The sequence below is a fragment of the Streptomyces sp. NPDC047061 genome (assembly GCF_040643955.1).
Classification (GTDB): domain Bacteria; phylum Actinomycetota; class Actinomycetes; order Streptomycetales; family Streptomycetaceae; genus Streptomyces.
In genome coordinates, this window is sequence record NZ_JBEYVI010000002.1 from 388,503 (window position 1) to 407,020 (window position 18,518).

Consider the following 18,518-nt stretch of genomic DNA (forward strand, 5'->3'; position numbering starts at 1 on the left):
GAGGAAGCCCCCGTTCCCGGTCGTCCGCCGGGAACGGGGGCTTCGCCCCTCGCGGGTACTTCGATGGTCGGCCTAGTTCTCCAGCGCGTCCAGCGCTCCCAGCTGTGCCAGCAGCCCCATCCGGTCGTACTGCAGCCAGCCCTCGGCCATCTTCCCGCCGGCGTCGAAGCGGTGGATCGTCGTCCCGGCCATGGTGACCTGCCGCCCGGTGTTCGGCACCCCCATGAACTCCGCCTTCTGCACCCCCGTCCAGAGCCACCTGGTGCACACCCGGTCGCCCTGGGCGATCTGGTCCTGGACCAGGAACGAGAAGTCGAAGGCCCGCCGCCACATCCCCAGCTTGCGCCGCATCGCGTCCATGCCGATGGTGTCCTGGCCCTCGACCGGATCGTGGTCGTGGTAGTCCTCGGCGAGCAGACCGTCCAGCGGTGCCAGCGGGCCGGCCGCCGCGATCGTGTCGAAGAACCGCCGGGCGGTGCCGGCGTACAGCCCCTCGTCACGCACCACGTCCAGATCGGTGAACGTCGGCGTCCCCTCGCAGAGCGCCAGCAGCTCGTGGAACACCTTGTCGGTCTCCGGGAGACGCGAGTTCCGCATCGCCTCCTCGTACGACGGGAACTCCACGATCTCCACGACGTGCTGCGCGTCGCTGCGGTCCTGGCCGACCAGCGTGTGCGTCGCCGTCCGCTTCCCCTTGGTCTGCTCGACCCACCTGTCCATCAGCCGGTCCATCTCGTCGAACCGCCTGGTCCTGCACTCGATGAGCTGCACGAACGTCATGAAACCGCCTCCGGCCCCCCTGCGGGTGCGACCGAACGCCACCATCGTCTCACCGGCCCGGTCCGCGCCGCGCGCGGTGCCGCCCGGGCCAGTGCCGCGGCTACTGCGGCTACCGCGACCACCGCGGCTGCTTTCGGCTTCGGCTGTGGCGGCTACTGCGGCCCGTACTTGCGGCCCGTCTTCGAGCTGATGCCGCCCACCAGCCCGCGCGGCGCCATCTTCGCCAGACCGGTCAGCACCTTGTAGCGGGGATCCGGGATCGACAGCGTCCTGCCACGCGCGAGGTCGGCCAGCGCCGCCGCGACCAGCTTGTCGGCGTCCAGCCACATCCAGCCCGGGATGTTGTCCGTGCCCATCCCGGCCCGCTGATGGAACTCCGTACGGACGAACCCCGGCGCCAGCGCCATCAGCCGGACCCCGCTGCCCGCGAGATCACGCGCCGCGCCCTGGGTGAACTGCACGACCCACGCCTTGGAGGCGCCGTACGTCCCGCGCGGTACGAACGCCGCCACCGACGCCACGTTGACCACTCCGCCGCGGCCGCGCTCGCGCATCGCCTCGGCCGCCGCCGAGGTCAGCCGCAGCACCGCCTCGCAGTGCACCTTGAGCATGCGCAGCTCGTCGGCCATCGAGACGTCCAGATAGTGGCCCTTGTTGCCGAAGCCGGCGTTGTTGACCAGCAGGTCGACCGGGTTCCTGCGGTCGGCGAGCCGGGCGGCGACCGCCTCGATGCCGGCGTCCTCGGCGAGGTCGGCGGTGAGCACCTCCGCCTCGATGCCGTGCCGGTCGTGCAGCTCGGTCGCCTGCTCGCGCAGCCGCTTGGTGTCCCGGGCCACCAGGACGAGGTTGTGCCCGTCGGCCGCCAGCCGCCGCGCGAACGCGGCACCGATCCCCGCGGTCGATCCCGTAATCAGAGCCGTTGTCATGGCCCAAGGGTAGTTACCCGGACTGACGGCGTCCGCTGTGCGCACCGGCTCTCCCGAAGGGTGAAGCACCGGTGAACGGCCTGCGCGTGACGGCCGTTCAGCCGCCCTGCGCCGCCACGTACTTCCGCGCCTGCGCCAGCGCCTCCGGGTGCAGCGCGGCGCCCGCCGCGAGCAACCGGGGCAGCAGCTCGCGCTCCGTGGTGGTCGCGCGGAACTCCATCGCCGCCGTCACCCCGTGCTCCGGCCGGAGCACGACCTCGATCGGGTCGCCGGCTCTGATCTCGCCCGGTTCGATCACCCGGAGGTAGGCACCGGTGGCACCCTTCCGCGTGAACCTCTTCACCCATCCCCGCTCGCCCAGATGGCCCTGAAAAGTACGGCACGGGATGCGCCCGGAGGTGACCTCCAGTACGACCCCGGAGCCGATCCGCCAGCGCTCGCCGATCAGCGCATCCGACACGTTCAGCCCGTTTGTCGTGAGGTTCTCACCGAAACAGCCGTTCGGCAGGGGGCGGCCGAGCTCCTTCTCCCAGTCGTCGAGGTCCTCGCGCGCGAACGCGTACACCGCCTGGTCGTCGCCGCCGTGATGGCGCAGCTCGCACACCGCGTCCCCGGCCAGCCCGCTGCCCGCGACGCCCTTCGGCCCGGGCGCCGCCACCCGCACCGGCCCGTCCACCGGCCGCTTGTCGATACCGGTCACGCCGTCCCTCTGGTCAGTGTGGGGCGACGGCGTCGGACGGCCGAGGTTCACCGAGAGAAGCTCCATGCTCCGACGGTACGGGACCACTCTCAAAGGGTCGGCGCATTTTCGGGCGCCATGTCCAAGTCCGTCTTATGCTCAAGGGGTGATCGAAGCACGTCATCTCCGTGTCCTGCGCGCCGTCGCCACCACCGGTTCCTTCTCGGCGGCGGGGCGCGAACTGGGCTGCACGCAGCCCGCCGTCAGCCAGCAGATGAAGGCCCTGGAGACCTCCGTGGGCACCCCGCTGCTGGTCCGCAACGGCCGTGAGATGCGCCTTACCCAGGCCGGCGAGGCCCTGGTCCGGCACGCCTCCGGGATCCTCGCCGGGCTCACCGCCGCCGAGGAGGAGGTCGCCGCGATCGCCGGGCTGCGGGCCGGCCGGGTGCGCCTGGTCTCCTTCCCGAGCGGCAGCTCCACCCTGGTCCCGACGGCCCTCGCCGCCCTGCGCGCCGCCCACCCCGGCACCCGTGTCTCCCTGGAGGAGGCCGAGCCGCCGAAGTCGGTGGAACTGCTGCGCGCGGGCGACTGCGACATCGCGCTCGCCTTCCGCTACGAGGGCGCCGCGGACGCCGAGGAGTGGGACGACCTGGTGGTGCGGCCGCTGCTGACCGACCGGCTCGTCGGCCTGGTGCCCGAGCGGCACCGGCTCGCCCGCGCGGAGTCCGTCGCCCTCGGCGAACTCGCCGACGAGCCCTGGATCGCGGGCTGCCCGCGCTGCCGGGGACAGCTCGTCCAGGCGTGCGAGAGCGCGGGCTTCACGCCCCGCATCGACTTCGCCACCGACGACTACCCGGCCGTGGTCGGCCTGGTGGGCGCGGGTCTCGGAGTGGCCGTCCTGCCCCGGCTGGCGATCGAGTCGGTACGGCCGAGAGGCGCGCGCACGGTGGCGCTGGAACCCGCGGTGCGCCGGGAGATCGTCGCCCTCACCCTGCCCGACCTGGCACAGGTGCCGGCCGTGGCGGCGACGCTGGAACAGCTGGGGCGGGCGGCCCTGCGGGCGTGACCGAAGGTGCCGGGCGGGTGCGGCAGGGCGCCGGGGCCCCGGACAGGTGCGGCAGGGCCGCGGGCACGCGTGAAGGCGCCGGGCACGCGTGCGTGCCCGAGCGGCAGCAGATCGTCAACGGATTGTCAACAGATTGCAGAAACGTTCATTCATGTGTCGGAGGCGGAGCCGCCGCTGGTTGTCGACGCCGACACCAGCCTGTTGCGCGCCCGCCCCATGAGCTCTTCGCGCTCGTCCTCGGTCAGGCCGCCCCACACGCCGTACGGTTCGCGGACCGCCAGCGCGTGCGCCGCGCACTCCGCGCGGACCGGGCACCTCATGCAGACCTCCTTGGCCGAGTTCTCACGGGCACTCCGAGCCGCCCCGCGCTCGCCCTCGGGATGGAAGAAGAGCGAGCTGTCGACCCCACGGCAGGCAGCCAGGAGCTGCCAGTCCCACAGGTCCGCGTTCGGTCCGGGAAGGCGGGAGAAATCTGCCATTACGTGACCCCTTGTAGCCGTTCTGGGCGGATACGGTGCCAACGACCGTACATCTCCGGTCTAGAGAGATGAAAATATGACTCATTGGCAATCTAGCCCCAGACACCGTGAAATGGGAAGAAAAAGGGCTAAATGGGGCATTGGTTGTGATGAAAAGTTGAGGGTCTGACGTCCATGTCTGCACCGTGTCCGCCCCCTCACGTAGAGTGCCGAAGACGGCATGCAGCCCCGTAACTCTTTCGAGTGACCGTCGTTGAGAGTGCGGTGGCGGTTGAAGCAACAAGCGCTCGGGCAGGCGTCCGAGACGTTCGACCGCACAGGTGACGATTCCGTACCAGCCTGGAGGCTCAAGGTGACGCGCATCAGCTGCGGAGGGCGGTCATGACATCCGTCCTCGTCTGCGACGACTCCCCGCTTGCCCGAGAGGCGCTGCGCCGCGCGGTGGCGACCGTGCCCGGCGTCGAGCGCGTGACGACGGCGGCCAACGGCGAGGAAGTCCTCCGCCGCTGGGGTGCCGACCGATCCGACCTGATCCTGATGGACGTGCGCATGCCCGGACTGGGCGGCGTCGAGACCGTGCGCCGGCTGCTGTCCGCCGACCCGGGCGCGCGCATCATCATGCTCACGGTCGCCGAGGACCTGGACGGCGTGGCCCTGGCCGTCGCCGCCGGCGCCCGCGGCTACCTGCACAAGGACGCCTCGCGCGCCGAACTGCGGGCCACCGTGACGCAGGCCCTCGCCGACCCGACCTGGCGACTGGCGCCCCGGCGCCTGCGCTCGGCCGAGATGGGCGCCGCGCCCACGCTCACCGCGCGTGAGATCCAGGTCCTGGAGGGCATGAGTCACGGCCGCTCCAACGCCGAGATCGGCCGCGAGCTGTTCCTCTCCGAGGACACCGTGAAGACCCACGCTCGGCGCCTGTTCAAGAAGCTCGGAGCCTCCGACCGCGCCCACGCGGTTGCCCTCGGCTTCCGCTGGGGACTGGTGCGTTAGTACGGCGGTGAGCTGCGCCGCAGCGGGAGGACGGACCGACCGGACGCCCCCGCCTACCCCACGGTGGGCGGGGTCCGCAAGGCCTGGCGCCGGAGGCCCGCTGCTCGTTTCGGCGCGGATGCCGCATCCTTGAGGTGTGGAGTCTCTCGGGGACGAGTCGTTCGAGCGGAAGGGGAGGGCGCAGGAGATGAGTTCCGGCGCACCTGCTCATAACGCTTCGGTGCACAACGACGGACGCGATGCCACGCCGCCGACGGCAGCAGGGCACCATGGACCGATGCGCGACGACGAGGCGGTCACTGCCGTAGGGACGATCGGTGCTCTCGTCCATCGCGCCGTAGACGGGGACGAGCAGGCCACGCACGACCTGCTCGCCCATGTCCACCCCCTCGCGCTGCGCTACTGCCGTACCCGCCTGTCCCGTCTCCCGGGCGATGCCCGGCACTTCGTCGAGGACCTCGCCCAGGAGGTCTGCGTGGCGGTCCTGCTGGCCCTGCCCCGCTACCGCGACACCGGCCGCCCCTTCGAGGCCTTCGTCTTCGCGATCGCCTCCCACAAGGTCGCCGACCTCCAGCGCGCCGCGATGCGCCACCCGGGCTCCACGGCCGTCCCCTCGGACGAGATGCCGGAACGCCCCGACGACTCCCTCGGCCCCGAGGAGCGCGCCCTGCTCAGCAGCGACGCTGAATGGGCCAAGAAACTCCTCGCCAACCTCCCGGAGAACCAGCGCGAGCTGCTGCTGCTCCGCATCGCCGTGGGCCTCACGGCCGAGGAGACCGGCCAGATGTTGGGAATGTCACCGGGTGCGGTGCGCGTGGCCCAGCACCGGGCCCTGAGCCGGCTGCGGGCGCTCGCGGAGCAGTAGGCGGAACCCGCCCGCCCCTTGTGACGGCCTCACACGCACGCCCCCGATGAACAGGCGCGCGCCCGTTTCCGTACGAACATACGAAGCCCTGAGCTGAGTCGTACCGTGGAATTTGGGACCCGTGCTTCCCGTTAGCATGGGCATCCGCACCGTTCAAGGCCATTTGGGGAAGGTGTCATGACTGCCAACGTCGACGGAGTGCCCGACAAATTCGCGACACTCGGGCTGACCTACGACGACGTGCTGCTGCTGCCGGGCGCATCCGAAGTGCTCCCCAACGCGGTCGACACCTCGTCCCGCATCTCCCGCAACGTCCGGGTCAACATCCCGCTGCTCTCCGCGGCGATGGACAAGGTGACCGAGTCCCGCATGGCCATCGCGATGGCCCGGCTCGGCGGTGTCGGCGTGCTGCACCGCAACCTCTCCGTCGAGGACCAGGTCAACCAGGTCGACCTCGTCAAGCGGTCCGAGTCAGGCATGGTCACCGACCCGATCACGGTGCACCCGGAGGCGACCCTCGCCGAGGCCGACGCGCTGTGCGCCAAGTTCCGCATCAGCGGCGTGCCCGTCACCGACCCGGCCGGCAAGCTGCTCGGCATCGTCACCAACCGCGACATGGCCTTCGAGTCCGACCGGACCCGCCAGGTGCGCGAGGTCATGACCCCGATGCCGCTGATCACCGGCAGGGTCGGCACCTCCGGCGTCGAGGCGATGGAGCTGCTGCGCCGGCACAAGATCGAGAAGCTGCCGCTGGTCGACGACGAGGGCGTCCTCAAGGGCCTGATCACGGTCAAGGACTTCGTCAAGGCCGAGAAGTACCCGAACGCCGCCAAGGACTCCGAGGGCCGCCTGCTCGTCGGTGCCGCCGTGGGCGCCAGCCCCGAGGCCCTGGAGCGGGCCCAGGCGCTCGCCGAGGCCGGCGTGGACTTCCTGGTCGTCGACACCTCGCACGGCCACAACAGCAACGCCCTGAGCTGGATGGCGAAGATCAAGTCGAGCGTGGGCGTCGACGTGATCGGCGGCAACGTCGCCACCCGCGACGGCGCGCAGGCCCTGATCGACGCCGGTGTCGACGGCATCAAGGTCGGCGTGGGCCCCGGCTCGATCTGCACCACCCGCGTGGTCGCCGGCATCGGCGTCCCGCAGGTCACCGCCATCTACGAGGCCTCCCTCGCCGCCCGCCCGGCCGGCATCCCGCTCATCGGCGACGGCGGCCTGCAGTACTCCGGTGACATCGGCAAGGCCCTCGCGGCCGGTGCCGACACGGTGATGCTGGGCTCCCTCCTCGCGGGCTGCGAGGAGTCCCCGGGCGAGCTGCTCTTCATCAACGGCAAGCAGTTCAAGTCCTACCGCGGCATGGGCTCGCTCGGCGCCATGCAGTCGCGCGGCCAGGGCAAGTCGTACTCGAAGGACCGCTACTTCCAGGCCGAGGTCTCCTCCGACGACAAGCTCGTCCCCGAGGGCGTCGAGGGTCAGGTGCCCTACCGCGGCCCGCTGGCCAACGTGCTGCACCAGCTCGTCGGCGGCCTGCGCCAGACCATGGGCTACGTGGGCGCGGCCACCGTCGACGAGATGGAGTCCAAGGGCCGCTTCGTGCGGATCACCGCCGCGGGCCTCAAGGAGAGCCACCCGCACGACATCCAGATGACGGTCGAGGCGCCGAACTACAGCCGCAGCAAGTAGCCGCCAGTAGTCACCACGGCCTTTCCAGGGCGGTCCCGGGTGCACCGGGGCCGCCCTTGCCGTGCCCGTCGGCGATACTGGTAGACGCTGAAACGCAGAGGGAAAGGCCACAGACGTGACTGAGATCGAGATCGGGCGCGGCAAGCGCGGCCGCCGGGCGTACGCCTTCGACGACATCGCCGTCGTCCCCAGCCGCCGTACGCGGGACCCGAAGGAGGTCTCGATCGCCTGGCAGATCGACGCCTACCGCTTCGAGCTGCCGTTCCTGGCCGCCCCCATGGACTCGGTCGTCTCCCCGGCCACCGCGATCCGCATCGGCGAGCTCGGCGGCCTGGGCGTCCTCAACCTCGAAGGCCTCTGGACCCGCTACGAGGACCCGCAGCCCCTCCTCGACGAGATCGTCGAGCTGGACGCCGACACCGCCACCCGCCGCCTCCAGGAGATCTACTCCGCCCCCATCAAGGAGGAGCTGATCGGCGCGCGCATCAAGGAGGTGCGCGACTCCGGCGTGGTCACGGCGGCCGCGCTCTCCCCGCAGCGCACCGCGCAGTTCTCCAAGGCGGTCGTGGACGCGGGCGTGGACATCTTCGTCATCCGCGGTACGACGGTCTCCGCGGAGCACGTCTCGTCCTCGCACGAGCCGCTGAACCTGAAGCAGTTCATCTACGAGCTCGACGTCCCGGTGATCGTCGGCGGCTGCGCCACCTACACGGCGGCCCTGCACCTGATGCGCACGGGCGCGGCGGGCGTGCTCGTCGGCTTCGGCGGCGGCGCCGCCCACACCACGCGCAACGTGCTCGGCATCCAGGTCCCGATGGCGACCGCGGTCGCGGACGTGGCCGCCGCCCGTCGCGACTACATGGACGAGTCCGGCGGCCGCTATGTCCACGTGATCGCCGACGGCGGTGTCGGCTGGTCCGGCGACCTCCCCAAGGCGATCGCCTGCGGCGCCGACTCGGTGATGATGGGCTCCCCGCTGGCCCGCGCGACCGACGGACCCGGCAAGGGCCACCACTGGGGCATGGAGGCCGTCAACGAGGAGCTTCCGCGCGGCAAGAAGGTCGACCTCGGCACGGTCGGCACCATCGAGGAGATCCTCACCGGCCCGTCCCACACCCCCGACGGCTCGATGAACCTCTTCGGCGCCCTGCGCCGCGCCATGGCCACGACCGGCTACAGCGAGCTCAAGGAGTTCCAGCGCGTCGAGGTGACGGTCGCGGACTCGCAGCACAAGCGGTAGGCGGTAGCCGCCGTACGGCGGTCGGAGGGCCGGTCACCCCGGGCGGGTGACCGGCCCTTTCGCATGCCCGGGTGCGCCGGTCGGCGAGCCGCCTGCTGCGGGCACCGGGCCCGCTCAGAGCCGGTGCGCCGCGCCCGTCGGGGTCGCCCCGCGGGTGTCCAGCAGCAACTGGGCCTTCACGGACAGGCCCTGGAGGTCGTAGGTGCGGTGCTGCTGGACCAGGATCGTCAGGTCGGCGTCCGCGGCCGCCTCGTAGAGGGAGTCCGCGCGCGGGACCGGGCGGTCCAGGACGCTCCAGGACGAGACGTGCGGGTCGTGGTAGCTGACCGAGGCGCCGAGCTCCATGAGGCGGATCGCGAGCTCCTGGGCGGGGCTGTTCTGCTGGTCGGCCAGGTCGGCCTTGTAGGTGACCCCGAGCAGCAGCACGCGCGCGCCGCGCGCCGACTTGCCGTGCTCGTTGAGGAGGGCGGCGGCGCGCTGGACGACGTATCCCGGCATCCGGCTGTTGACCTGCTGGGCCAGCTCCACCATGCGCAGGCCGCGGCTCGCGTGGCCGGACAGGTCCTGGGCGACGCCGTGCCCGCCGATGCCGGGGCCGGGGCGGAAGGCCTGGAAGCCGAACGGCTTGGTCTCCGCGCAGCGGATGACGTCCCACAGGTCGACGCCCAGGTCGTGGCAGAGGACGGCCATCTCGTTGACGAGGGCGATGTTGACGTGCCGGAAGTTGGTCTCCAGGAGCTGCACGGTCTCGGCCTCGCGCGGGCCACGCGCGCGTACCACCTTGTCGGTGAGCCGGCTGTAGAACGTGGCGGCCGACTCCGTGCACGCGGGCGTGAAGCCGCCGATGACCTTCGGGGTGTTGGCCGGAGTGAAGTCGCGGTTGCCGGGATCCACCCGACTGGGCGAATAGGCGAGGTGGAAGTCGCGGCCCGCGCGCAGGCCGGAACCCTTCTCCAGCAGGGGCCGCAGGAAGTCCTCCGTCGTCCCCGGGTGGACCGGCGACTCCAGGATCACCGTCGTGTGCGGGCGCAGCCGCGCGGCGAGGGTGCGTGCGGCGGCCTCCACCTGGCTCAGATCGAGCCCGCCGTCGGCGCCGCGCGGGGTCGGCGCGCAGATCACCGCGGTCCGCACCCGCCCCAGCTGGGCCGGGTCCTCGATCACCCGGAAGCCCTTCGCGAGCATCCGGCGCAGCTCGGCGGGGCTGAGCGAGCCGGCCTCGGGGCCGGTGGCGTAGCCGATGGTGGAGATGCCGGCGGCCACGGCGGCCTGGGCGAGGGGCAAGCCGTAGGGACCGAGTCCGATGACGGCGAGGTCTGCGGGCATGGCGTGGGCCGTCCTTCCCAGTAACCGAAGCGGGACAGGTGCGCAAGCCCTGTGGACAGGATGAGCGAGGCGCACTGTCAGACTAGGAGTAAATATGACCGTTATGCGGGATTGTGTTCGTGTGTCTTCCGTGGGTTCGGTGACCGTTGTCCACAGGCTGGGGGCGAGTGGTGGCTGAAGTCGGGCAAGCCGGTCAGAATTTGGGCAGGGGCCTCGCCTGCGGGGGTGGCCCGTGCGACCGATGACCGACGACGAGCGATGACCGATGGCGGCAGAGCGGGAGGCAGCGGTGAGGACAGCGACACTGGGGCCGGAGCAGCGTGCGGAGTCCCTGGCGGCCATGGCCGAGCGCGAGTTGGACGTGCTGGTGGTGGGCGGTGGAGTGGTCGGCGCGGGCACCGCGCTGGACGCGGCCACCCGGGGCCTGAACACCGGCATCGTGGAGGCCCGCGACTGGGCGTCCGGCACCTCCAGCAGGTCCAGCAAGCTGATCCACGGCGGCCTGCGCTATCTGGAGATGCTCGACTTCGTCCTGGTTCGTGAGGCCCTCAAGGAGCGCGGCCTGCTCCTGGAGCGCCTCGCCCCGCACCTGGTCAAGCCGGTGCCCTTCCTCTACCCGCTCCAGCACCAGGGCTGGGAGCGCCTGTACGCGGGCTCGGGCGTCGCGCTCTACGACGCGATGTCCGTGGCGAGCGGGCACGGCCGGGGCCTGCCCGTCCACCGCCACCTGAGCCGCCGCCACGCCCTGCGCATCGCGCCCGCCCTGCGCAAGGACGCCCTGGTCGGCGCCATCCAGTACTACGACGCCCAGATGGACGACGCCCGCTACACGGCGACCCTGGTGCGCACGGCGGTGTCCTACGGCGCGAAGGCGGCCAACCGCGCGCGCGTCACCGGGTTCCTGCGCGAGGGCGAGCGGGTCGTCGGGGCCCGGGTGCAGGACGTCGAGGGCGGCGGGGAGTACGAGATCCGCGCCCAGCAGGTCGTCAACGCGACCGGGGTCTGGACCGACGACACACAGGGACTGATCGGTGAGCGCGGCCAGTTCCACGTCCGTGCCTCCAAGGGCATCCACCTGGTCGTCCCCAGGGACCGCATCCACTCCACGACCGGCCTGATCCTGCGCACCGAGAAGTCGGTCCTGTTCGTCATCCCCTGGGGCCGGCACTGGATCATCGGCACCACCGACACCGACTGGGACCTGGACAAGGCCCACCCGGCCGCCTCCAGCGCCGACATCGACTACCTCCTCAACCACGTCAACTCGGTGCTCGCGGTGCCGCTGTCGCGCGACGACGTCCAGGGCGTCTACGCCGGTCTGCGCCCGCTGCTGGCCGGCGAGTCCGACGCCACCAGCAAGCTCTCCCGCGAGCACACGGTCGCGCACCCGGTGCCGGGGCTCGTGGTCGTCGCCGGCGGCAAGTACACGACGTACCGGGTGATGGCCAAGGACGCCGTCGACGAGGCGGTGCACGGGCTCGACATGCGGGTCGCGGAGTGCGTCACCGAGGACATCCCGCTGCTCGGCGCGGAGGGCTACCGGGCGATGTGGAACGCCCGGGCCCGGATCGCCGCCCGCACCGGCCTGCACGTGGTGCGCGTCGAGCACCTGCTCAACCGGTACGGCTCGATGGCGGACGAGGTCCTCGAACTCGTCGCCGCCGACCCGGGCCTCGGCGAGCCGCTCTCGGCCGCCGACGACTACCTGCGCGCCGAGGTCGTGTACGCCGCCTCCCACGAGGGCGCCCGCCACCTCGACGACGTCCTGACCCGCCGCACCCGCATCTCCATCGAGACCTTCGACCGCGGCACCCGCAGCGCCCGCGAGGCCGCCGAGCTGATGGCACCGGTCCTCGGCTGGGACAAGGACCAGATCGAGCGGGAGGTCGAGCACTACGAGAAGCGCGTCGAGGCGGAACGCGAGTCCCAGCTCCAGCCGGACGACCTGACGGCGGACGCGGCGCGGCTGGGAGCGCCGGACATCGTGCCGCGGTAGACCCCGGCCGTCCTACCCGGTGCGAGGGCAGAACTCGGCGGCGAGCAGTGCGGGTTCGAGGTCCGGGTCCGCGACCGTCGTCGTGTTCACCCGGAACGTGAGGACGTGCCGTCCGTCGGCCGAGGCGGCGCTGCGCACATAGCTGCCCGCGATCCGGCCGTTGTGCCCCCACACCGTGGTCCCGCACGGCAGCTTCACAGGAAAGATCCCCAGGCCGTACGCGCCCTGTGCGGCCCGGGTGTCGAGCATCTCGCGCAGCCGGCGCGGGGGCAGCAGCTCGCCGACCAGCAGCGCCCCGTAGAAGCGGTCCAGGTCGTCGAGCGTGGTCACCAGCGCCCCCGCCGCGCCGGCCACCCGCGGGTCGAGGTCGGTGACGTCGGAGCCGTCCGCCGCGTAGGCGCGGCCGTGCGGGGAGGGCAGCGTGGTGCGGGCGCCCGGGAAGGAGGTGCCCGTCAGGCGGAGGGGAGCGATGATGCGGCGCCGGACCTCGGTGGCGTACGAGTGGCCGGTGACCTGCCGGACGACCATGCCGAGCACGACGTAGTCGGTGCTGGAGTAGGCGTAGTGGCCCAGCCGGGTCGAAGGGAGGGAGAGCGCGACGCGTACGGCCTGACGCGGGGTCAGGGGGACGGCACCCCGGGTGACCGTGGTGAAGTCGGCGAGCCCGGCGGTGTGGCTGAGCAGGGCCCGCAGGGTGATCCTGCGCCCGTCGACACCGCGTCCGCGCAGCAGCCCCGGCAGGTACCGCTCCACGGGGTCGGACAGGGAGAGCCGGTGCTCCGCGGCCAGTTGCAGGACGACGGTGGCGATGAAGGTCTTCGTGACGCTGCCGGCCCGGAAGCGGTCGGCACGGGCGATGCCCCGGCCGGCGGCCGCATAGCGGACGTCGTCGCCGTCGCGGTCCAGGAGGGCGGCGGCGGGTGCTCCGCCTTTGGTGACGAACTGTGACAGGAGCGGGTCCGTGGCCTCCGCAGAGGAGGCCGAACCGGCCGTCAGAGGGGCGAACAGCAGGGCAAGAGAGACCGGTATGGCCATCAGTGTCCGAAGCGACGGCATCCGGGTTCCTCCCTTCTCGGGGCCCATCATCCCGGCCCGTGTGACGCCCTCGTCACCGGGGGTTCCGGTCGGCCGGCCCCGATGCGCGGTCAGGGGGCCCCTGGGCGTTGGGCACTTGTCGGGTGAGGGACAATGAAGGCTCTGTCAGGGCGGGTTGTCATGAGGGGACGCATGTCGGAGGCGGAGCGGGCGGGGACTTCTCGTCAGGAGACTCGTCAGGGCAACAGCGAGCGTCTTCTCGCCGGGCGGTACCGGCTGGGGGGAGTGCTCGGCCGCGGCGGCATGGGCACGGTGTGGCGGGCCGAGGACGAGACCCTCGGCCGGACGGTGGCCGTCAAGGAGCTGCGGTTCCCGTCGAACATCGACGAGGAGGAGAAGCGGCGCCTGATCACGCGCACCCTGCGCGAGGCCAAGGCGATCGCCCGGATCCGCAACAACAGCGCGGTGACGGTCTTCGACGTGGTCGACGAGGACGACCGGCCCTGGATCGTGATGGAGCTGGTCGAGGGCAAGTCGCTGGCCGAGGTCATCCGGGAGGACGGCCTGCTGGACCCGAAGCGGGCGGCCGAGGTCGGGCTGGCGGTCCTGGACGTGCTGCGGTCGGCGCACCGCGAGGGCATCCTGCACCGGGACGTGAAGCCCTCCAACGTGCTGATCTCCGAAGGCGACGGCCGCGTCGTGCTCACCGACTTCGGCATCGCCCAGGTCGAGGGCGACCCGTCCATCACCTCCACCGGCATGCTCGTCGGCGCCCCCTCCTACATCTCCCCGGAGCGGGCCCGCGGCCACAAGCCCGGCCCGGCGGCCGACCTGTGGTCGCTGGGCGGCCTGCTGTACGCGGCGGTCGAGGGCGCACCGCCGTACGACAAGGGGTCGGCGATCGCCACGCTGACGGCGGTGATGACCGAGCAGCTGGAGGAGCCCAAGAACGCGGGACCGCTGAAGGACGTCATCTACGGGCTGCTCAACAAGGACCCGGCCCAGCGGCTCGACGACGCGGGTGCGCGGGCGATGCTCAACGCGGTCATCAACGCTCCGGAGGAGGCGCCCGCGGACGCCACCCGGGTCGTACCGCTGCCCCCGCAGCCCGACGCGCCGCAGGACGAGAAGGGCGCCGGGGCCAAGCGGGGCGAGGAGGCCGGGGAGAAGCTGCGCGGGGCGCTGCGGTCGGTGCGGAAGGCCGCGGGTGCGGCGGGTGCCGCGGCCGCGACCCGGACCAAGAACGCCGGCGCCGGCGCCGGCACGGCCGCCGAGCCGGCCGCCGCCGCGGCCCCGGTCGTCACCGGTTCGCCCTCGGGACCGGTCGGAGGCGCGCGTCCGGCCGCCGCCGCCGGGTCCGGCGCCGCCACCGCCCCGGCGGGGGCCAAGCCCACGGCCGGCAAGGCCGGTTCGGGGTGGCCCGTGATGCCGCCGCCGGATCTGGACCTGGCGCCGCGGCCCGTCGTGCCCAAGGCGCCGCTCACCGACGTGGTGCCGAAGCGCACCCTGGTGATCATCGCCGTGGTGGTGGTGCTCGCGGTGCTCGGTACCGTCCTCGCCATCGTGCTGAACGGCGGCGACGGGGACGACAGCAAGGGGAGCGGCAAGAGCGGCGGTTCCAAGGCGGTCTCGACCTCCGGGGCGAGCGCGAGCACCGGTTCCGGTTCCGGTTCAAGTTCCGGTTCCTCCACCAAGGAGGACACGAGCGACGGCACGCGGACGGACGGGGACGCGTCGGCGGCCGGGACCTCCGGGGACGACGGCTCGGACACGTCCGGTGACGACTCGTCGTCGGCGTCGAACTCCAGTGGCAGCGGCAGCAGCAGTGGCAGCACGCCGGTGGTGTCCACGTACAAGGGCGGCCAGGGGTACTCGATCGGGCTGCCCAAGGGCTGGAAGTTCCAGACCGGCAGTTCCGCCGGGGACCGGTTCACCGGACCCGACGGGCAGAAGCTGCTGATCGCCTGGACGACCACGCCCAAGGACGACCCGGTGGCCGACTGGGAGAACCAGGAGCGCTACATGGTGCGCTCCCAGTACCAGAAGATCCGCATAGCCGCGGTGAGCTACCGCGGCTGGAACACCGCCGACTGGGAGTTCACCTACGTGGACGGCGGCACCAAGTACCACACGATCGACCGGGGGTTCGTGGTCAGCTCCAAGCAGGGGTACGCGCTGATGTACACCGCGAAGGCCGACGACTGGAGCAGCCAATTGCGCAAGGACACCTGGAAGACGCTGACGGCGTCCTTCGACCCGAAGTGACAAATTCGCATCCCCACAATGCGAATTGCCTCCGGCACGTATCGTGAGTGGTTGCGGACCGTACACAGCCAGGTATGCATACGGAACGGGCCGCGAAACGAACGGACTTGACCAACCGGGCGGCCGGGGGAGGCAACGTGGACGACTACGCGGGTCGGGTACTCGCCGACCGCTACCGCCTGCCGCTGCCCCCCTCCGACGAGTACGAACACACCGAGACGCGCGCCTTCGACACCTACAGCGGGCAGGAGGTGTTCGTCCGGCAGGTGCCGTTGCCGGAGGTCGTCGAGGCGGAGGTGCTGGACGCCGAGGGGTTGCCGGAGGGGTTCACGGCGCGTGACCGTGGCGCCCGCCGGCCGCCGACGGCACGGACCGCGACACGCCGGCCCAGCGACCCGGTGGTGCGGCGCGCCGTGGAGGCCGCGCAGGCCGCCGCCCGGATCCCCGACCATCCCCGGCTCGACCAGGTCTTCGACGTGTTCGCCGAGGGCGGTTCCCTGTGGATCGTCAGCGAGTCGGTCGCCGCGCGGCCGCTGGCGGCGGTCCTCGCCGAGCAGTCGCTGAGCCCCTACCGGGCGGCCGAGGTCGCCTCCGACGTGCTGATGGCGCTCCGGGTCCTGCACGCCCACGGCTGGGTGCACCGCAACATCACCGCCCGCACGGTCCTCGTCTGCGACGACGGCCGGGTGATGCTGACCGGCCTCGCGGTCGGGGCGGCGGAGGAGGCGCTGTGCGGGTACGACCCGGTGCCGGCGCAGGAGGGCGAAGGCGAGGGCGGCGCGGGTGGCGGGAGCGGCGCGGCGGCGCCCGTCGGCGGTCGGCGGGTCGGGGAGGCGGAAGGTTCCGCCACGCCCGGCACCCTGCCCCGCAACCCGCCCGGCCCCTCGATCGGTTCGCCCGGTTCAGGTGTTTCGGGCGGTTCGGTCGGCCCGGGTGGCGTCGCTGTCGGGGGCATCGGGAGCGTCGGTGGTGCGTCCGGTGGTACGGGCGGTGGTACGGGCGGCGCGCAGCGGGTGTCCGGCGCGTCGGAGACCGATCCCGAGGCCGCTCGGCGCGCGGCGATCCAGGCACGGGTCGCCGGCGGGTTGCCGGGGGCCGGTCCGGACGAGGGGCCGGGGGGTTCCGGTTCGGCCGGTTCCGCTCCTGGCGGTCCCGGCACGGGTGCCGTGGAGCGGCGGGCGCCGGACACCGGCGTGGACATCCGGGCCGCCCGGGCCGGGGCGATCGCCGCGTACCGGGCGGGAGCCAGGGCCGCCGCCCGGGTCCAGGAGGCCCAGCAGAACGGGCGGGCCGCGCTGCCCGGCGCCCGGCCGCCGGCCGAGGGCGAGACCACGGCGCCCGCACCGCAGCCGCCGTACGGCTCCGGGGGCCCGGGGCACGCCAACGGGGCGGCCCAGCAGCCGTATGCCAACGGCGCGGCGCAACCGCCGTACGCGAACGGGCAGGCGCAGGCCCCGGGCGGGGAGCAGCGGGCCGCCGGCGGGGTGCCGCCCGGCCAGATAGCCGACCCGTACGGGGTGCGCGGCGCGCCGTCGTCCTGGCACGGCGCCGCACCCCGCCCCGGCATGCCCCCGGCGGCGCCCCCCGGCCAGGAACGCAGCGCGCTCCCGGCCGCCGGACCCGGCGCGGGCCCGCCCCCGGCCGGTACCGGTGCGACCACCCCCCGGACCGGCGCCGAACTCCAGGGCGTGCCGGGGCAGCCGCACGTCGTCGTGCCCGCGCAGGGCACCGGACCCGCCGCCCGCTGGGGCGAGCCCGCCGCCGTCGTACCCGGGCGGCGGGGGCCCGCCACCGCGCTGGCCGCCGAACGGGCGCGGCAGGTGCGGATGACCGTGGTGGGGCCGGTGACCGAGCGCTGGGCGCCGGAGCAGGCCGTACCCGTGCACGAGAACTGGCAGCTGGCCGCGCCCATCGGCCCGGCCACCGACCTGTGGGCGCTGGGCGCGCTGCTCTTCCGGGCGGTCCAGGGGCACGCGCCGTACCCGGAGGAGTCGACGGCCGAGCTGGTGCAGCTGGTGTGCTCGGAGCCGCCCGCCTTCGCGGAGGAGTGCGGGTCGCTCCGGCCGGTCGTGGAGTCGTTGCTGCGTCAGGACCCCATCGAGCGGCTGGACTTCGAGGAGCTGCGCGGCTGGCTGCGCTCGCTGGTGCGGTCCGCGCCCGAGCCGGACGCCGGTGCGCATGTCGTCGCCGCCCCGCCCGCCGATCCCAAACGGCTGCCGATCATCCGGCGCCGCGGTGAGCTGGTGCGCAGGCGCAGGGCCGGGCTCCCGGCCACGCACGGCCGGCACAAGCGGGCCCGGCAGGAGGCGAAGTCCCCGCGCAGACTGGGCCGTACGCTGCTCCTCCTGGTCCTGCTCCTGCTGGCCGCGGTGGTCGCGTACGCCATGCTCTTCCTGCCGAAGAAGGACGCCGCCGACAACGGCGGCGCGAGCACCGGCGACCGGACGGGCGCGGCCGGTGACGCGAGCCCCGCACCGAGCCGGAGCCAGGCGCCCACGCCGACACCGACGCCCAGTCCCACGTCGACGCCGTCCACCGAGACCCAGACCACCGCCGGTTCGACCGGCGGCTCCACCGTCGCCGACGGGTTCACCCTGCGCGACGACCCGAACGGCTTCCGGATCGCCGTCGCCAAGGGCTGGAGCCGCACCCCGAAGAACAGCAGCGGCCAGGTGGTCTACTCGCACGGGAAGTTCGAGCTGATCGTCGTCGCCGGACGGGACGGCGCGGCGGCCTACGGCAGCGACCCGATGACGTACCAGCGGGACAAGGAACCGGAGCTGCAGCCGTACCGGGACTCCAGCTGGGCCACCGCGGGCGGGCTGCGGACCATCACGGTGGGCCAGCAGGTGTCGGCGGAGGGGCAGTTCACCTGGACGGACAGCCAGGAGGGCGACCTGTTCGTGCGCAACATGGTCTTCCTGATCAACGGGCGGTACCACATCGTGCAGGTGCGCGGCCCGGAGTCCGACCGGGACGAGGTCACCACGCTGTACGAGCAGGCGTCGTCGACGTACACGTACACGGGCTGAGCGGCGGCCGACGCGTTCCGGGTCCGGTTGGTTCCCGTTCCGATGAGGGGATTTGGCTCACTTTCCGTAAGGAAAGCGAGAACCGTCACAGTGCTGTCTCCGTGGGACCCCACTGGTTCCCTGACCGCGGGGTGGTCCTTAGTCTGACCCTGACAA

At 72.5% G+C, this 18,518-nt stretch carries 14 protein-coding genes; 8 read left to right on the forward strand and 6 right to left on the reverse strand.

The annotated features are described in order from the left end of the window. Positions 1-72: 72 nt before the first annotated feature. The 3 genes from ABZ887_RS05300 to ABZ887_RS05310 form a co-directional block, all read right to left on the reverse strand. Positions 73-780, reverse strand: coding sequence for an ester cyclase (locus ABZ887_RS05300; protein WP_361283064.1), 708 nt, complete (start codon positions 778-780; stop codon positions 73-75). Positions 781-932: 152 nt separating this feature from the next. Beyond that, positions 933-1,706, reverse strand: coding sequence for an SDR family oxidoreductase (locus ABZ887_RS05305; protein ID WP_361283066.1), 774 nt, complete (start codon positions 1,704-1,706; stop codon positions 933-935). A 97-nt stretch (positions 1,707-1,803) separates the two neighbouring features. Next, positions 1,804-2,472 (reverse strand): MOSC domain-containing protein, encoded by a 669-nt coding sequence (locus ABZ887_RS05310; protein WP_361283068.1) that lies wholly within the window; start codon positions 2,470-2,472, stop codon positions 1,804-1,806. A 79-nt stretch (positions 2,473-2,551) separates the two neighbouring features. Between ABZ887_RS05310 and ABZ887_RS05315 the strand changes: the two genes are divergently transcribed. Further along, entirely contained in the window at positions 2,552-3,451 is a 900-nt protein-coding gene (locus ABZ887_RS05315) for a LysR family transcriptional regulator (protein WP_361283070.1), read from the forward strand. Between the two features lie 149 nt (positions 3,452-3,600). On the opposite strand, the gene ABZ887_RS05320 is transcribed toward ABZ887_RS05315, so the two are convergent. Continuing rightward, positions 3,601-3,930 carry a WhiB family transcriptional regulator gene (locus ABZ887_RS05320; protein WP_123974752.1) on the reverse strand — a complete coding sequence of 110 codons (330 nt, stop codon included), beginning with the start codon at positions 3,928-3,930 and terminating at the stop codon, positions 3,601-3,603. Positions 3,931-4,311: 381 nt separating this feature from the next. On the opposite strand from ABZ887_RS05320, the gene ABZ887_RS05325 reads away from it, so the two are divergent. From ABZ887_RS05325 to ABZ887_RS05340, 4 genes are all read left to right on the forward strand, one after another. Then, complete coding sequence (locus tag ABZ887_RS05325; RefSeq protein WP_003948568.1) at positions 4,312-4,923, forward strand: response regulator transcription factor; 612 nt, start codon at positions 4,312-4,314, stop codon at positions 4,921-4,923. A gap of 277 nt (positions 4,924-5,200) precedes the next feature. Then, the gene (locus ABZ887_RS05330; protein ID WP_089099378.1) at positions 5,201-5,788 is read left to right on the forward strand and encodes a sigma-70 family RNA polymerase sigma factor; all 588 of its coding nucleotides are present in this window, start codon (positions 5,201-5,203) and stop codon (positions 5,786-5,788) included. 177 nt (positions 5,789-5,965) lie between these two features. Further along, positions 5,966-7,471 carry an IMP dehydrogenase gene (gene guaB / locus ABZ887_RS05335; RefSeq protein ID WP_361283073.1) on the forward strand — a complete coding sequence of 502 codons (1,506 nt, stop codon included), beginning with the start codon at positions 5,966-5,968 and terminating at the stop codon, positions 7,469-7,471. Between the two features lie 115 nt (positions 7,472-7,586). Next, entirely contained in the window at positions 7,587-8,711 is a 1,125-nt protein-coding gene (locus tag ABZ887_RS05340; protein ID WP_089099376.1) for a GuaB3 family IMP dehydrogenase-related protein, read from the forward strand. A gap of 114 nt (positions 8,712-8,825) precedes the next feature. Here ABZ887_RS05340 and ABZ887_RS05345 read toward each other — a convergent pair whose 3' ends face one another. Beyond that, the gene (locus ABZ887_RS05345; RefSeq protein ID WP_361283075.1) at positions 8,826-10,034 is read right to left on the reverse strand and encodes a nucleotide sugar dehydrogenase; all 1,209 of its coding nucleotides are present in this window, start codon (positions 10,032-10,034) and stop codon (positions 8,826-8,828) included. 289 nt (positions 10,035-10,323) lie between these two features. Here ABZ887_RS05345 and ABZ887_RS05350 point away from each other — a divergent pair, with 289 nt between their 5' ends. Beyond that, positions 10,324-12,030, forward strand: coding sequence for a glycerol-3-phosphate dehydrogenase/oxidase (locus tag ABZ887_RS05350; protein ID WP_361283077.1), 1,707 nt, complete (start codon positions 10,324-10,326; stop codon positions 12,028-12,030). Positions 12,031-12,042: 12 nt separating this feature from the next. On the opposite strand, the gene ABZ887_RS05355 is transcribed toward ABZ887_RS05350, so the two are convergent. Then, positions 12,043-13,086, reverse strand: a complete 1,044-nt coding sequence (locus ABZ887_RS05355) for a serine hydrolase domain-containing protein (protein WP_361283079.1) — start codon at positions 13,084-13,086, stop codon at positions 12,043-12,045. A gap of 171 nt (positions 13,087-13,257) precedes the next feature. On the opposite strand from ABZ887_RS05355, the gene ABZ887_RS05360 reads away from it, so the two are divergent. Further along, positions 13,258-15,330, forward strand: coding sequence for a serine/threonine-protein kinase (locus ABZ887_RS05360; RefSeq protein WP_361283371.1), 2,073 nt, complete (start codon positions 13,258-13,260; stop codon positions 15,328-15,330). 137 nt (positions 15,331-15,467) lie between these two features. Then, entirely contained in the window at positions 15,468-18,362 is a 2,895-nt protein-coding gene (locus ABZ887_RS05365) for a protein kinase (protein ID WP_361283081.1), read from the forward strand. Positions 18,363-18,518 lie beyond the last annotated feature (156 nt).

What these genes read in the sequence shown, in the direction of transcription:
- ABZ887_RS05300 (WP_361283064.1), bottom strand. Translation starts at nt 780, where the DNA reads ATGACGTTCGTGCAGCTCATCGAGTGCAGGACCAGGCGGTTCGACGAG.
- ABZ887_RS05305 (WP_361283066.1), bottom strand. Translation starts at nt 1,706, where the DNA reads ATGACAACGGCTCTGATTACGGGATCGACCGCGGGGATCGGTGCCGCG.
- ABZ887_RS05310 (WP_361283068.1), bottom strand. Translation starts at nt 2,472, where the DNA reads ATGGAGCTTCTCTCGGTGAACCTCGGCCGTCCGACGCCGTCGCCCCAC.
- ABZ887_RS05320 (WP_123974752.1), bottom strand. Translation starts at nt 3,930, where the DNA reads ATGGCAGATTTCTCCCGCCTTCCCGGACCGAACGCGGACCTGTGGGAC.
- ABZ887_RS05325 (WP_003948568.1), top strand. Translation starts at nt 4,312, where the DNA reads ATGACATCCGTCCTCGTCTGCGACGACTCCCCGCTTGCCCGAGAGGCG.
- ABZ887_RS05330 (WP_089099378.1), top strand. Translation starts at nt 5,201, where the DNA reads ATGCGCGACGACGAGGCGGTCACTGCCGTAGGGACGATCGGTGCTCTC.
- guaB (WP_361283073.1), top strand. Translation starts at nt 5,966, where the DNA reads ATGACTGCCAACGTCGACGGAGTGCCCGACAAATTCGCGACACTCGGG.
- ABZ887_RS05345 (WP_361283075.1), bottom strand. Translation starts at nt 10,034, where the DNA reads ATGCCCGCAGACCTCGCCGTCATCGGACTCGGTCCCTACGGCTTGCCC.
- ABZ887_RS05355 (WP_361283079.1), bottom strand. Translation starts at nt 13,086, where the DNA reads ATGCCGTCGCTTCGGACACTGATGGCCATACCGGTCTCTCTTGCCCTG.
- ABZ887_RS05360 (WP_361283371.1), top strand. Translation starts at nt 13,258, where the DNA reads ATGTCGGAGGCGGAGCGGGCGGGGACTTCTCGTCAGGAGACTCGTCAG.